Origin of the sequence: Pseudomonas sp. HS6-2, assembly GCF_049325675.2 — a bacterium.
Taxonomy (GTDB): domain Bacteria; phylum Pseudomonadota; class Gammaproteobacteria; order Pseudomonadales; family Pseudomonadaceae; genus Aquipseudomonas; species Aquipseudomonas putida_N.
Genome location: NZ_CM143906.1, coordinates 914,388 through 928,938 on the forward strand (window position 1 = coordinate 914,388; position 14,551 = coordinate 928,938).

Here is a 14,551-nt window from a genome sequence, read left to right on the forward strand (position 1 = left end):
GACCGTCACATTGAGCTACTACAGTAGATCCAGACTTGTTCGGCATGCTTTTCAGAAAAGGGATCACCATGTTGCAGACCCGCATCATCAAGCCCGCCGAGGGCGCCTATAACTTCCCTCTGTTGATCAAGCGCCTGCTGATGTCCGGCAGCCGCTACGAAAAGACCCGCGAGATCGTCTATCGCGATCAGCTGCGCCTGACTTATCCACAGCTCGCCGAGCGTATCGCCCGCCTCGCCAACGTGCTGACCGCAGCCGGGGTCAAGGCCGGTGACACCGTGGCGGTGATGGACTGGGACAGCCACCGTTACCTGGAATGCATGTTCGCCATCCCGATGATCGGCGCGGTGGTGCACACCATCAACGTGCGCCTGTCGCCCGAGCAGATCCTCTACACCATGAACCACGCCGAAGATCGCTTCGTGCTGGTCAACAGTGATTTCGTCGGCCTCTATCAGGCCATCGCCGGGCAATTGACCACGGTCGACAAGACCCTGCTGATCACCGATGGCCCGGACAAGACCGCCGACCTGCCGAACCTGATCGGCGAATACGAGCAACTGCTCGCCGCCGCCAGCCCACGCTACGACTTCCCGGATTTCGACGAGAACTCAGTGGCCACCACCTTCTACACCACCGGCACCACGGGCAACCCCAAGGGCGTCTACTTCACCCACCGCCAGCTGGTGCTGCATACCCTGGCCGAAGCCGCAGTGACCGGCAGCATCGACAGCGTGCGCCTGCTCGGCAGCAACGACGTGTACATGCCCATCACGCCGATGTTCCACGTGCATGCCTGGGGCATCCCCTACGCGGCCACCATGCTCGGCATGAAGCAGGTCTACCCGGGCCGCTACGAGCCGGACATGCTGGTCAAGCTGTGGCGCGAAGAGAAGGTCACCTTCTCGCACTGTGTGCCGACCATCCTGCAGATGCTGCTCAACTGCCCGAATGCCCAGGGCCAGGATTTCGGCGGCTGGAAGATCATCATTGGCGGCAGTGCCTTGAACAGCTCGCTGTACAAGGCCGCGCTGGCCCGCGGCATCCAGTTGACCGCCGCCTACGGCATGTCCGAAACCTGCCCGCTGATTTCCGCCGCGCACCTGAATGACGAGCTGCAGGCCGGCAGCGAGGATGAGCGTGTTACCTACCGCATCAAGGCTGGCGTCCCGGTGCCATTGGTGGAAGCGGCGATCATCGATGGCGATGGCAACTTCCTCCCGGCCGATGGCGAGACCCAGGGCGAACTGGTGCTGCGTGCGCCGTGGCTGACCATGGGTTACTTCAAGGAGCCGGAAAAGAGCGAGGAGCTGTGGCACGGCGGCTGGCTGCACACCGGCGACGTCGCCACCCTCGACGGAATGGGTTACATCGATATCCGCGACCGCATCAAGGATGTGATCAAGACCGGCGGCGAGTGGATCTCCTCGCTCGACCTCGAGGACCTGATCAGCCGTCATCCGGCGGTGCGCGAAGTGGCGGTGGTCGGGGTGGCAGACCCGCAATGGGGCGAGCGCCCGTTCGCCTTGCTGGTGGTGCGTGAAGACAAGGCGATCGATGCCAAGGCGCTGAAGGAGCATCTCAAGCCTTTTGTCGAGGAAGGACACATCAACAAGTGGGCCATTCCCAGCCAGATTGCCGTTGTTACTGAAATTCCCAAGACCAGTGTCGGCAAGATCGACAAGAAGCGTATCCGCCAGGACATCGTCCAGTGGCAGGCCAGTAACAGCGCCTTCCTGTCTACGTTGTAACCCCGCTGCGGGGCGCGCACGACGGTGTGTGACCCGCATTCTAGACCGCTTGAGGCCTTGCCAAACGAAAAAAATCGGCCATGCTTCAGCACGGCCGATGCGCTACCCGGGAAACACCGGGGCGATTTGGCAGCGGGTGCGCAAATCACACTTTAGAGGGATCAAGCACCTGAGCCTGCTGGCTATAGTCGGGGCCAGGGGATCTTCAGGAATGGGGAGAGCGGTACGCACAAGACGTGCCGCTGCAGGGCAAACCTGCACACCGGTCGCTCGGGCCGTTTCTGAAAGGACTCACTGCCATAACAATAAAGTACATGGAGTAGCGTCGATGAAATCTGCAAACCTGTTCTGGCGCCGGGCCAAGCTGCCCTTGGCCGTCAGCCTTGCTTCCACGCTCGCAAGTCCTGCTTTCGCTGTCAGTTTCAACATTGGTGAAATCGAAGGCCAGTTCGACTCGTCGCTCTCCGTCGGCGCCAGCTGGTCCACTGCCAACCCCAACCAGAACCTGATCGGGGTCAACAACGGTGGCAAGGGCCTGTCGCAGACCTCCGACGACGGCCACCTGAACTTCAAGAAGGGCGAGACCTTTTCGAAGATCTTCAAGGGTATCCACGACCTTGAGCTGAAGTACGGCGACACCGGGGTGTTCCTGCGTGGCAAGTACTGGTACGACTTCGAGCTGAAGGACGAAAGCCGCGAATTCAAGGACATCAGCGACTCGGGCCGCAAGGAAGGTGCCAAGTCGGCGGGTTCGCAACTGCTCGACGCCTTCGTCTACCACAACTACTCGATCGGTGATCAACCGGGGTCGGTACGTCTGGGCAAGCAGGTGGTGAGCTGGGGTGAGAGCACTTTCATCGGCGGCGGCATCAACTCGATCAACCCGATCGATGTGTCCGCGTTCCGTCGTCCGGGGGCGGAGATCAAGGAAGGCCTGATTCCGGTCAACATGTTCTACATCTCGCAGAGCCTGACCGACAACCTGTCGGCCGAGGCCTTCTACCAGATCGAGTGGGACCAGACCGTCGTCGACAACTGCGGCACTTTCTTCTCCCAGCCCGATATCATCGCCGACGGCTGCACCGACAACCTGCGCGTGCTCAACAGCAGCCGCACGGTGCCGGCTGCCGCCCAGCAATTCCTGGCCACTCAAGGCGTAAACATCAACCAGGAAGGTGTACTGGTAGCTCGCGGTGCCGACCGCGATGCGCGTGACAGTGGCCAGTTTGGCGTCGCCATGCGCTACATGTTCGAGCCGCTCGACACCGAGTTCGGCGCCTACTTCATGAATTACCACAGCCGCGCGCCGATTTTCAGCGCTACCGGCGCTTCGCCGTCGGTATTCGCCAACCTCAGCCGGTTGCCGGCGCAACTGCGTTCGCTGGCGCCGCTGATCGTGGCAGGCAATTCGAAGTACTTCGTCGAGTACCCCGAGGACATTCGCCTGTATGGCTTGAGCTTCTCCACCACACTGCCCACGGGTACCGCCTGGAGCGGTGAAGTCAGCTACCGGCCGAACGCACCGGTACAACTGAACACCACCGACATTCTGTTCTCTGGTGTACGCCCGATTGGTGGCGCGCTGAGCAATGCTTCCTTGCTCACCGGTACGCCAGGCGAAGACCTGCACGGCTATCGTCGCAAGGAAATCACCCAGTTCCAGACGACCCTGACGCACTTCTTCGACCAGGTGATGGGCGCCAGCCGCATGACCGTGGTCGGTGAACTGGGCGTCACCCATGTGGGTGGCCTGGAGAACGCGCACGATACCCGTTACGGTCGTGACCCGGTATTCGGCCCTGGCCCGCTGCCCGCAACCGGCGGCGCCGACACCTGCCAGGCGCTTAACGCCAGCACCATCGCTGGTGCCGGCGCCGGTGCTTCGACCGCCAACCTCAACCGCAAGTGCGAGAACGACGGCTACACCACCAGCACCTCCTGGGGTTACCGCGCCCGGGTCATCTGGGACTACAACGACGTGTTCGCCGGGGTCAACCTCAAGCCCAACGTGGCCTGGTCGCATGACGTCTCCGGTTACTCGCCGGGCCCTGGCGGCAACTTCGAGGAAGGGCGCAAGGCCGTCAGCCTGGGTCTGGATGCCGAGTATCAGAACACCTATACCGCCAGCCTGTCGTACACCAACTTCTTCGACGGCAAGTACAGCACCGTGGATGATCGCGACTTCGTCGCTCTCAGCTTCGGCGTGAACTTCTAAGAACACTGATCCAGGAAGACACAGATGAACAAGACCAGAAGTCTGCTGCAAGCCGGTGTACTGGGCCTGTCCCTGCTGGCGACCAGCGTCATGGCTGCGGTTTCCGCCGATGAAGCGGCAAAACTTGGCAGCACCCTGACCCCGATGGGCGCGGAAAAGGCCGGCAACGCCGATGGTTCGATCGGCCCCTGGGAGCCACTGTCGAAGACCGCAGGCAGCGTCGATGCCAAGGGCTTCCTTGCCGACCCCTATGGCAGTGACAAGCCGCTGTTGACCATCACCGCGCAGAACGCCGATCAGTACAAGGACAAGCTCTCGCCGGGCCAGCTGGCCATGCTCAAGCGCTACCCGGACACCTTCAAGATCCCGGTCTACAAGACCCACCGTGGCTCCACGGTGCCTGACGATGTGTTCGCCGCGATCAAGAAGAACGCCACCGCGACCACCTTGGTCGAAGGCGGCAACGGCCTGAACAACTTCCAGACTGCCGTGCCTTTCCCGATCCCGAAAAGCGGCCTGGAAGTGATCTGGAACCACATCACCCGCTACCGCGGCGGCAGCGTCACCCGCCTGGTTACCCAGGCCACGCCGCAGCAGAACGGGTCGTACAGCCTTGTGTACTTCCAGGACCAGTTCGTGTTCCGCGACCGGATGAAGGACTACGACCCGAACAACCCGGGCAACATCCTGTTCTACTTCAAGCAGGAGGTGACTGCTCCGGCTCGCCTGGCCGGTACCGTGCTGCTGGTGCACGAGACCCTCGACCAGGTCAAGGAACCGCGCAAGGCATGGATCTACAACGCCGGCCAGCGCCGTGTGCGCCAGGCCCCGCAGGTGTCGTACGACGGCCCGGGTACCGCAGCCGATGGCCTGCGCACTTCGGACAACCTGGATATGTACAACGGTGCGCCAGACCGCTACGACTGGAAGCTCGAAGGCAAGAAGGAGATGTACATCGCCTCTAACGCCTTCAAGCTGGATGACCCCAAGCTCAAGTACGCCGACATCCTCAAGGCCGGGCACATCAACCAGGACCTGACCCGCTACGAGCTGCGCCGAGTCTGGCACGTGGTCGCGACGCTGAAGCCGGGCCAGCGGCATATCTACGCCAAGCGTGACTTCTACATCGACGAAGACACCTGGCAAGCTGCGGTGATCGACCAGTATGACGGCCGCGGCCAGCTGTGGCGCGTGTCCGAGGCCCATGCCCAGCCGTACTACAACGTGCAGGTGCCGTGGTATACCCTTGAAGCCATCTACGACCTGCAATCGGGCCGCTACCTGGCCCTGGGCATGAAGAACGAAGAGAAGCGTGCCTACGACTTCGGCTTCAGTGCCAGCAAGGCCGATTTCCAGCCAGCCGCCCTGCGCCAATCGGGTATCCGCTAAGCTGAAAACCTGCAACTCCGTGTGACCCTCCCAGAACGCCCCGGCTTGCCGGGGCGTTTCTGTCTGGCCTGCCGATAAGGCCGATGAATACCTCGCCAAAGCCCCGCATCAGCCGCTGTCCATCAGCCATGTTGCTTTTTGTCGCAGTCTTTTCCAGGCAAGTGGTGCCCATCATCTTCAAATGCGTTGCATTACCCGCTAGTCTCGCAAGCATCCGTACCGCCGTAGTCTTCCCAACAGAACGAGCCGGCCATGACAGATCTGTCCCGTACGCATGGATTCGCCAGCCAGGCCCTGGGCTTGCTGGACGGGCGCTTCTTCCGGCCGCCACAGCCGGAAGGCCACGTGCCGCGTGCTCATCTGTGTCAGCGACTGCAGAGTGGCCTTGGTGGGCGCCTGCTGTTGGTCAACGCCCCCGCAGGCTTTGGCAAAAGCTCCCTGGCCATCGAATTCTGCGAGTCGCTTCCGAGCCATTGGCGCAGCCTCTGGCTCGGCCTGAGCCAACGGGATGCCGACCCCGGCCGCTTCCTCGAACGCCTGCTCGAAGGGCTGCAGCAGTACTGCCCGGCTTTGGGGGGGCAAGCCATGGGCTTGCTGAAGATGCGCCAGCGCCATCAACCCTTTGCGTTCGAAGAGTGGATCGACAGCTTGCTCGACGAGTTGGCGCTCTACCTCCAGGCCGATACGCCTTTGCTGCTGGTGCTGGACGACTACCACTTGGCCCAGGGTCCGGTACTCGATCGCTGCCTGCAGTTCTTCCTCAATCACTTGCCCGCTGGCCTGGTACTGCTGGTGACCAGCCGCCAGCGCCCGGATTGGCACCTGGCGCGGCTGCGCCTGTCGCGCCAGTTGGTCGAGCTTGGCGAGCAGGATCTGCGCCTGACAGCGGACGAATCACTGGCGGTGATCGGCCGCCAGCCCACGGGGCTGCGCGGTCAGGCGCTGGATAACCTGATTCTACGCAGCGATGGCTGGGTGGCCGGGCTGCGCTTCTGGCAGTTGGCTGCCAGCGAATCCGGTGACGAGCATGCCTTGCCCCAGGCCCTGCACGGTGGTGAAGGGCTGATCCGTGATTACCTGCTGGAAGAAGTCATCGTGATGTTGCCGGCGGACGTGCAGGCGTTCCTGGTCGACACGGCTTGCCAGGAGCGCTTCTGCGCGGCGCTGTGCGATGCGTTGCGTGACCGTCACGACAGTGACGCGATCCTGCGTTACCTGCAGGCGCATCAGGTGTTTCTGGTGCCGCTGGACGAGCATGGCCACTGGTATCGCTACCATCACCTGTTTTCCGACTTGCTGCGCAGCCGCCAGTCCAGCGAACCGCTGGCGCGCCTGCACCTGCGTGCCTGCCGCTGGTTCCAGGCCCAGGGGTTGCTCGACGAGGCGGTGGAACAGGCGTTGCGTGCCGGCCATCTGGATGTTGCAGCCTACCTGGTGCAAAGCCTTTCCGAAGAACAACTGCTGGCTGAGCAGAACGTCGGCATGCTGTTGCGCTGGAAGATGGACCTGCCCGACAGCCTGCTGATCAGCACGCCGCGGTTGATCGTGCTGTACAGCTGGGCGTTGGGCCTGGCCTGCCAGCTGGATGCCGCAGAGGAGCTGGCCGGTTACCTCAGTCGTTTCTTGCCCGCCCCTTCAGCCACTGCCCAGAAGTCGATGCTGGCGCAGTGGCTGGCCCTGAGCGGGGTCATTGCCCGTGGCCGGGGCGACCGCGAACGGACCCTGGCCTATTGCGGCGAAGCGCTGCAGAGCCTGCCGAGCAAGCGCTATGGTCAACGCTTGGTGTGCCTGTCGACGCTGTCCAACCTGGCCATTGCCGACGGCGACTTCTGGCGTGCCCGTGGCTGGAACCGCGAAGCGCTGGAGTTGGCGCAACGTGTCGGCAACCCGTTGTTCGAGGCGCTGGCGCATTACGATCGTGCGCGGGTGCTGCATGCCCGCGGCGAGGTGTTGCGGGCGCTGGATGAAGTGCGCCAGGGGTTGCAACGCCTGCACGGGTTGTCGGCCCAGCGGCTGTACGCGGTGCGGGCTCGGCTGACCCTGTACGAGGGCTACCTGCTGGTGGCGCGCCTGCAACCCGCGCAAGGGCGCGCACGTTTGCGTGCAGGGCTGGGCGAGGCGCGCGCCTGTCGCGACATCAGCGTGCTGATCGGCCATTGCGTGATTGCTTCGCTCGATGGCCGTGAAGGCCAGTATGCCGAGGCGTTCGCCGAACTGGCCGAGGCGGAGCGGCTGATGCACATCTGGGATGTGCCACCGATCTTCTACCTGGCAATGATCACCCTGGTGAAGTGCGAGCTGTGGCTCGCGCAGGGACGTATCGACCTGGCCGAGTCCTGGTTGCTACGCCTGGGGCAGACCTACGGCGGCGAGCACCCTGCGGCGGCCCCAGAGTTTCACCCTTTGCTGCCGTTGCATATCGAGCTGCAGCAGGCCCTGCTTGAGCGTGTGCAGCAGCGCAGCGAAGACGCCGTGGCGCGTCTGTGCGCGTTGGCCGAACGCGGGCAGGCAAGTGGCGGCATGATGCTCACTCTGCACGCACTGTCGCAGTGGGTCGACCTGCTGTTGAGCGAGGGTCGTGAAACACAGGCAGCGCAGCTGTTACCCATGGCGTTGAGCGCAGCCCGGGGCGGGGTGGTGCAGCCTTTCCAGCGACTGATCGAATTGCACCCTTCGTGGTTGCGTGAGCAACTACTGGCGCAACCAGCCTGCCAGGCCCAGGCCGAACTGCTGGCGCGTCTGCCAGAGCCTGTGGCACTTACATGCAGTGCCACTGAAGCATTGAGTGGTCGCGAGCTGGCGGTGCTCGAGTTGATCGCCCAGGGCTGCTCCAACCAGCAGATCAGCGAGCGGCTGTTCATCTCCCTGCATACCGTCAAGACCCATGCCAGTCATATCAACAGCAAGCTGGGGGTGGAGCGTCGCACCCAGGCAGTGGCACGCGCCAAGTCGTTGGGCTTGCTGGCCTGAAGCTGGCCGCAAGGGGCATGGCACGGTAAAATGATGGCGCAAAGCCATGGTTCCGTTAGCGAGTGAGTGCGCTGCATTCTCCACCCTCATCTTTCCTGACCGGCTGCCGATACAAGTTTCGGCGGTATGCATCGCCTCGCGCCATCCACCCATCTTTCCAATACAGGTCGTGTTGATGCTGCAGTACGGGCAAAAGAGCTTTCTGATCGTCGACGACTTCACCGATTTTCGCACGTCGACCCGTTCCATGCTGCGCGAACTCGGCGTGCGCGATGTGGACACCGCAGACAGTGGCGAGCAGGCCCTGCGCATGTGCGGGCAGAAGCGCTACGACTATGTCCTCCAGGACTTCCACCTCGGTGACGGCAAGAAGAACGGCCAGCAGGTCCTTGAGGACCTGATCCTCGACAAGCTGATCAGCCATGAGTGCGTGTTCATCATGGTCACGGCCGAGAGCAGCCAGGCCATTGTGCTCAGTGCCCTTGAGCATGAGCCGGATGCCTACCTGACCAAGCCGTTCAACCGCGTGGGACTGGCCCAGCGCCTGGACAAACTGACCCAGCGCAAGACCCTGCTCAAGCCGATTCTGCAGGCACTCGACCGTGGTCGCCCGGCCGAAGTGCTGGCGGCGTGTGCCGAGCTGTGCAAGAAGGACCCGCGTTTCGCGCCGTTGTGCCTGCGCTATCGCGCCGACGCACTGCGTGACCTCAACCGCTTCGATGAGCTGGAAAAGTTTCTCAAGAGCATCCTCGCCAGTCGCCCGCAACCCTGGGTGTATTCGGCACTCGGCAGCCTGATGCACAAGCGCGGGCAGTACGCCCAGGCCCAGGGGGTCTACGAGCAGGCACTCAAGGCATTCCCGATCATGCCCGGGCTGTACGATGGCATGGCCGAAGTGCTGGTCGCTCAAGGCGAAACCAAGCGTGCGCAGGGCATGCTCGAAGAAGCGGTACGCTTGTCGCCCCTGGCAGTGCGCCGACAGGCCGCCCTGGGCAAGTTGGCGCTGGATAACGAAGACTTCGAAAGCGCCTCCAAGGCCTTCCGCCATGCGGTGAATCAGGGCCAGAGTTCGCGCTACAAGGATGCCGAAAGCAACCTTGGGCTGGTCCAGGCGTTGATGAGCAAGAACGCCGGCTTCGGCCTGGATGCCCGTGCCCGGGTCGAGATCAACACCGTGCTCAGCGAAGTGGCCAAAGACAACCTCGAAGACCAGGGCCTGCAAGTGCGTGCCCGGCTGATGAAGGCCGCCAGCCTGCAGCAGGCGGGCGACCCCGAAACCGCCGCCAAGCTCACCGAGCAGGCCATGCAGCGGCTGGAGAAGATGGACCAGTTTTTCTCGGTCGAAGCGGCCTTGACCGTGGCCAGGCAACTGCAATCGCTCGGCCAGGAAGCAGCTGGCGGCAGCATCCTCAAGGGCTGCGTGGAAACCTACGGCGACGACCCCAAGGTCATGCAGAGCGTGGCCAAGCTGACTAACGACCCAGCCGTACTGGGCGCGGTCACCGAAGCGGTCGACCTCAACCGCCAGGGTGTGCGCAGCTATCAGGCCGGGCAACTCAACGAGGCCTTGCAGATGTTCCGCAAGGCCCTGTCGCTGCAACCGAAAAACATCAGTATCGCGCTCAACACGGCGCAGGCCTTGCTGCGCATCGGTGGCGAGGTGACACCGCCGGCGATCCAGCAGGAATGCCGCGACTGCCTGGCCCGCGTAGCCGGCATCCCGGCCAGCGACAGCCGCTACGACCGCTACCGCAAACTGCACATCAAGGTCTTCGGCGCATGAGCCAGGATAACCAGGGGCTGGATTTTTCCACGGTGATCGCCTCCACCGTGCATGACCTGAAGAACTCGCTGTCGGCGCTGATCCAGTCCCATGACCAGTGGCTGGCACGGCTGCCTGAAGAGTGGCGTAGCGGTACTGAGCAGGGTGTGATCGAGCATGAGTTCCGTCATCTCAATGGCATGCTGGTGCAGTTGCTGGGGCTGTACAAACTGGGGGTGAACCAGTTGCCGGTATGCCCGGACTACCACGAGCTGGATGACTTCATCGAAGCGCAGCTGGCGGCCCACCAGGAAGTGCTGCAGCACAACGACATCCTCGCCACCTGGCGTGTCGAGACCGACAACCCGCTGGGCTTTTTCGACCGCGAACTGGTGGCCTCGGTGATCGCCAATGTGATCACCAACGCCACCCGCTATGCCGGCCATGCGCTGCTGGTCAGCATCGGCGAGAAAGACGAGCACCTGGTCATCAGCGTCAACGACGACGGCCCGGGTTACCCGGCGCGGATGCTCGAGCGCCAGCAGGATTACGTGCAGGGTATCGACTCGCAGAGCGGCAGCACCGGGCTCGGGCTGTATTTCGCGGCGCGGATTGCGGCATTGCATGAGCGAAACGGCGTGCGTGGGCGAATCGAGATTGCCAACGGTGGCGCGCTTGGGGGTGGGTTGTTCAGGTTGTATTTGCCATAGCATCAGGGCTGCAAAGTGCCTGCCACAACATCTGTAGCGCCTGTGAGCCCCCCCAAGACAGGCACCCCAGACCCACGCTACCATCCCGGCAGCCGCCAGGAGCCCCTCATGAACTCTGCCCCAACCACGCTGATCCGCGAAACTTTCCCCGTTGGCCCTTTGCAGTGCAACTGCACACTGATTGGCGACCCCGTCAGCAAGAAGGCCATTGTCGTCGACCCAGGCGGTGACCCGGACAAGATCCTCGCCCGCCTGCAGGCCCATGGCCTGACGCTGGTGAGCATCATCCACACCCACGCGCATTTCGACCATTTCCTCGCTTCGGGCAAGCTCAAGGAACTCACCGGCGCTACCTTGCACCTGCACAAGCAGGACCAGCCGCTGTGGGACAACCTGGAAATGCAATGCCAGATGTTCGGCGTGCCCTATACCCCAGTACCGTCGCCAGACCGTTGGCTGGGCGATGACGAGGAACTCGCCTGCGGTTGTGGCGTGGCCCTGCACACGCCTGGGCACACGCCAGGCTCGATGAGTTTCTGGTTCGCCGATGCCAAGCTGCTGATCGCCGGCGACACCCTGTTCCGTCGCGGCATCGGCCGAACCGACCTGTGGGGCGGTGACCAGCGCGCCATCGTTCGCTCGATCAAGGAGCGGCTGTATCGCCTGGACGAAGACGCTATCGTGGTCACCGGCCACGGGCCGGATACGCGCCTCGGCGACGAGATGCGCGAGAACCCCTTCGTACGGGTTTGAGCCTGGATGAAAAGCCTTTCATGGAATTTTTCCGTATCCTGGCGATCTATGCCTGGCATAGATCCCTTTGCGATCTGCCGAACACACGAATTTTTGTAGGAGCTTGTCCATGTTCACCATGCGTCGTCTGATTATCGTCGCAACCGTTGCAGCCCTGATGACTGGCTGCGCCGGGCAGAATCCTTATGACAGTCAAGGCCAGGCTCAGGGCGATTCCTCGGGCATGAGCAAGACCGCCAAGTACGGCGGCCTGGGCGCGCTGGCCGGTGCTGTTGCCGGTGCCGCCATCAACCACAACAACCGTGGCAAGGGCGCACTGATCGGCGCTGCCGCAGTCGGCGCCGCCGCTGCTGGTTACGGCTACTACGCCGACAAGCAGGAAGCCGAGCTGCGCGCGAAAATGGCCAACACGGGCGTCGAAGTTCAGCGCCAGGGCGACCAGATCAAGCTGATCATGCCGGGCAACATCACCTTCGCCACCGACTCGGCCAACATTTCGCCTAGCTTCTACAACCCGCTGAACAACCTGGCCAACTCGTTCAAGTCGTTCAACCAGAACACCATCGAAGTGGTGGGCTTCACCGACAGCACCGGCAGCCGCCAGCACAACATGGACCTGTCCCAGCGCCGTGCGCAGGCTGTCAGCACCTACCTGACCTCGCAGGGCGTGGATGCTTCGCGTGTAACGGTGCGCGGCATGGGCCCGGACCAGCCGATCGCCAGCAACGCCGACGCCAATGGTCGCGCACAGAACCGCCGCGTAGAGGTCAACCTGAAGCCTATTCCAGGTCAGCAGTATGACCAGCAGCAGGGTCAGGTTCAGCAGTACCCGTAAGCCGTTCAGTACGGCGCAATGAAAAAGGGCAGGCCGGTAACGGCCTGCCCTTTTTCATTTCAGCGGATGCTGCTGGCCTGAATCGCCGTCAAGGCGATGGTATGGACGATATCGTCCACCTGTGCCCCTCGCGGCAAGTCGTTCACCGGCTTGCGCAACCCCTGCAGCATCGGCCCCAGGCTGACCCCGTCGGTGCTGCGTTGCACCGCCTTGTGGGTGGTGTTGCCAGTGTTCAGGTCAGGGAACACGAACACCGTCGCCCGCCCGGCCACCTCGCTCTCAGGGGCCAGCTGGCGAGCGACCTGCGGGTTGGCAGCGGCGTCGTACTGCAGCGGCCCGTCGATCAGCAGCCCTTGCTCCGCCGCCTGTGCCAGGCGCGTGGCTTCGCGTACTTTCTCCACTTCCTCGTCACTGGCCGAATCGCTCGAGTAACTGATCATCGCCACCCGTGGTGCGATGCCGAAGGCCTGCGCCGACTCGGCGCTCTGCCGGGCGATCTCGGCCAGCTCGCTGGCGCTGGGGTGCGGGTTCATCACGCAGTCGCCGTACACCAGCACCTGCTCGGGGAACAGCATGAAGAACACCGACGACACCAGGCTGGCGCCGGGCGCGGTCTTGATCAGTTGCAGCGCCGGGCGGATGGTGTTGGCGGTGGAATGCACCAGGCCCGAGACCAGGCCATCGACCTCGTCCAGAGCCAGCATCATGGTGCCGATCACCACCGGGTCTTCCAGCTGCTGCTCGGCCATGGGCGCGTTGAGGTTCTTGCTCTTGCGCAGGTTGACCATCGGCTCGACATAGCGCCCGCGAATCAGTTCCGGGTCGAGGATCTCCAGGTCCGGCGGCAGGGTGATGCCCTGTGCACGGGCCACGGCTTCGACTGCCTCGGGCTTGGCCAACAGCACGCAACGGGCGATGCCACGCGCCTGGCAGATCGCTGCGGCCTGCACCAGCAGCGGCTCGGCACCTTCCGGCAGGACGATGCGCTTGTTGGCCTGTTGTGCCCGCTGGATCAGCTGGTAACGGAACACCGCCGGCGACAGGCGCATTTCCCGTGGCGTGCCGCAGCGCTGGTGCAACCAGGTAGCGTCCAGGTGGCTGGCGACGAAGTCGGTGATGAATTCGGCGCGGTCACGGTCATCCACCGGGATTTCGCGGTTCAGCGAGTTAAGCAGGTTGGCGGTGTCGTAGGAGCCGGTACTGACCGACAGAATCGGCAGGCCGGCCTGCAGGGCACCGCGGCACAGGCCGAGGATGCGAGCATCAGGCTTGCTGTCGCTGGTCAGCAGCAGGCCGGCCAGGGGCACACCGTTGATTGCGGCCAGGCTCACGGCCAGGATGATGTCATCGCGATCGCCCGGGGTCACCACCAGGGTCCCCGGCGTCAGCAGCGGTACCGTATTGGCCACGGTGCGGGCGCAGATGATGATCTTGTTCATCCGCCGCTGCTCGTAGTCGCCGGCGTTGAGCACCTGGGCGCCGAGCAGTTCGGCCACGTCGCGGGTGCGCGGGGCGTTCAGCTCGGGCTGGTAGGGAATGCAGCCGAGCAGGCGGAAGTCGTTGCCGCGCAGCAGTGGCGAGTGCTCGCGCAGGCGGGTGGCGAAGTCGGCCATGCTCTCGTCGGTGCGCACCTTGTTGAGGATCACCCCCAGCACTTTCGGGTCGCGTGGGCCACCGAACAGCTGGGCCTGCAGTTCGACCCGCCCGGACAGCTCGCTGAGCACTTCGTTTTCCGGGGCGGAAACCAGGATCACTTCGGCATCCAGGCTTTTGGCCAGGTGCAGGTTGACCCGTGCGGCGTAACTGGCGTGGCGGGTCGGCACCATACCCTCGACCACCACCACGTCATTACCGACACAGGCTTGCTGGTACAGGCGGATGATTTCTTCGAGCAACTCGTCCAGCTGGCCATCGCCAAGCATGCGCTCGACTTGGGCCAGGCTCAGTGGCACCGGTGGCTTGATGCCGTGGGTGCGGGCGACCAGTTCGGTGGAACGCTCCGGGCCGGTGTCGCCGGGATGAGGCTGGGCGATCGGCTTGAAAAAACCGACCTTGAGCCCGGCGCGTTCCAGGGTGCGGAGCAGGCCCAGGCTGATGGAGGTCAGGCCGACACCAAAGTCGGTCGGCGCAATGAAAAATGTCTGCATGCGTGCTTCTCGAAATAAG

9 protein-coding genes are annotated in these 14,551 nt (G+C 63.3%); 8 read left to right on the top strand and 1 reads right to left on the bottom strand.

The window, feature by feature from the left end; translation table 11 throughout:
* Nucleotides 1–68: 68 nt before the first annotated feature.
* From ACOKS3_RS04270 to ACOKS3_RS04305, 8 genes are all read left to right on the top strand, one after another.
* The gene (locus ACOKS3_RS04270) at nt 69–1,751 is read left to right on the top strand and encodes a fatty acid--CoA ligase (protein ID WP_103445687.1); all 1,683 of its coding nucleotides are present in this window, start codon (nt 69–71) and stop codon (nt 1,749–1,751) included.
* A gap of 328 nt (nt 1,752–2,079) precedes the next feature.
* Nucleotides 2,080–3,966: a DUF1302 domain-containing protein gene (locus ACOKS3_RS04275; protein WP_103445686.1), complete on the top strand. Its 1,887-nt coding sequence runs from the start codon at nt 2,080–2,082 to the stop codon at nt 3,964–3,966.
* A gap of 24 nt (nt 3,967–3,990) precedes the next feature.
* The gene (locus ACOKS3_RS04280) at nt 3,991–5,355 is read left to right on the top strand and encodes a DUF1329 domain-containing protein (RefSeq protein WP_103445685.1); all 1,365 of its coding nucleotides are present in this window, start codon (nt 3,991–3,993) and stop codon (nt 5,353–5,355) included.
* Nucleotides 5,356–5,607: 252 nt separating this feature from the next.
* Nucleotides 5,608–8,325 carry a LuxR C-terminal-related transcriptional regulator gene (locus ACOKS3_RS04285; protein ID WP_422763339.1) on the top strand — a complete coding sequence of 906 codons (2,718 nt, stop codon included), beginning with the start codon at nt 5,608–5,610 and terminating at the stop codon, nt 8,323–8,325.
* A gap of 175 nt (nt 8,326–8,500) precedes the next feature.
* Entirely contained in the window at nt 8,501–10,108 is a 1,608-nt protein-coding gene (locus ACOKS3_RS04290; RefSeq protein ID WP_103445682.1) for a tetratricopeptide repeat-containing response regulator, read from the top strand.
* Nucleotides 10,105–10,797 (top strand): sensor histidine kinase, encoded by a 693-nt coding sequence (locus ACOKS3_RS04295; RefSeq protein WP_103445681.1) that lies wholly within the window; start codon nt 10,105–10,107, stop codon nt 10,795–10,797. The genes ACOKS3_RS04290 and ACOKS3_RS04295 overlap by 4 nt, the downstream gene beginning before the upstream one ends.
* 108 nt (nt 10,798–10,905) lie before the next feature.
* Complete coding sequence (locus ACOKS3_RS04300; protein WP_103445680.1) at nt 10,906–11,550, top strand: MBL fold metallo-hydrolase; 645 nt, start codon at nt 10,906–10,908, stop codon at nt 11,548–11,550.
* Between the two features lie 109 nt (nt 11,551–11,659).
* Complete coding sequence (locus ACOKS3_RS04305) at nt 11,660–12,385, top strand: YiaD family glycine zipper/OmpA-like lipoprotein (protein ID WP_103445679.1); 726 nt, start codon at nt 11,660–11,662, stop codon at nt 12,383–12,385.
* Nucleotides 12,386–12,444: 59 nt separating this feature from the next.
* On the opposite strand, the gene pta is transcribed toward ACOKS3_RS04305, so the two are convergent.
* Complete coding sequence (pta, locus tag ACOKS3_RS04310) at nt 12,445–14,532, bottom strand: phosphate acetyltransferase (RefSeq protein ID WP_103445678.1); 2,088 nt, start codon at nt 14,530–14,532, stop codon at nt 12,445–12,447.
* Nucleotides 14,533–14,551: the final 19 nt, after the last annotated feature.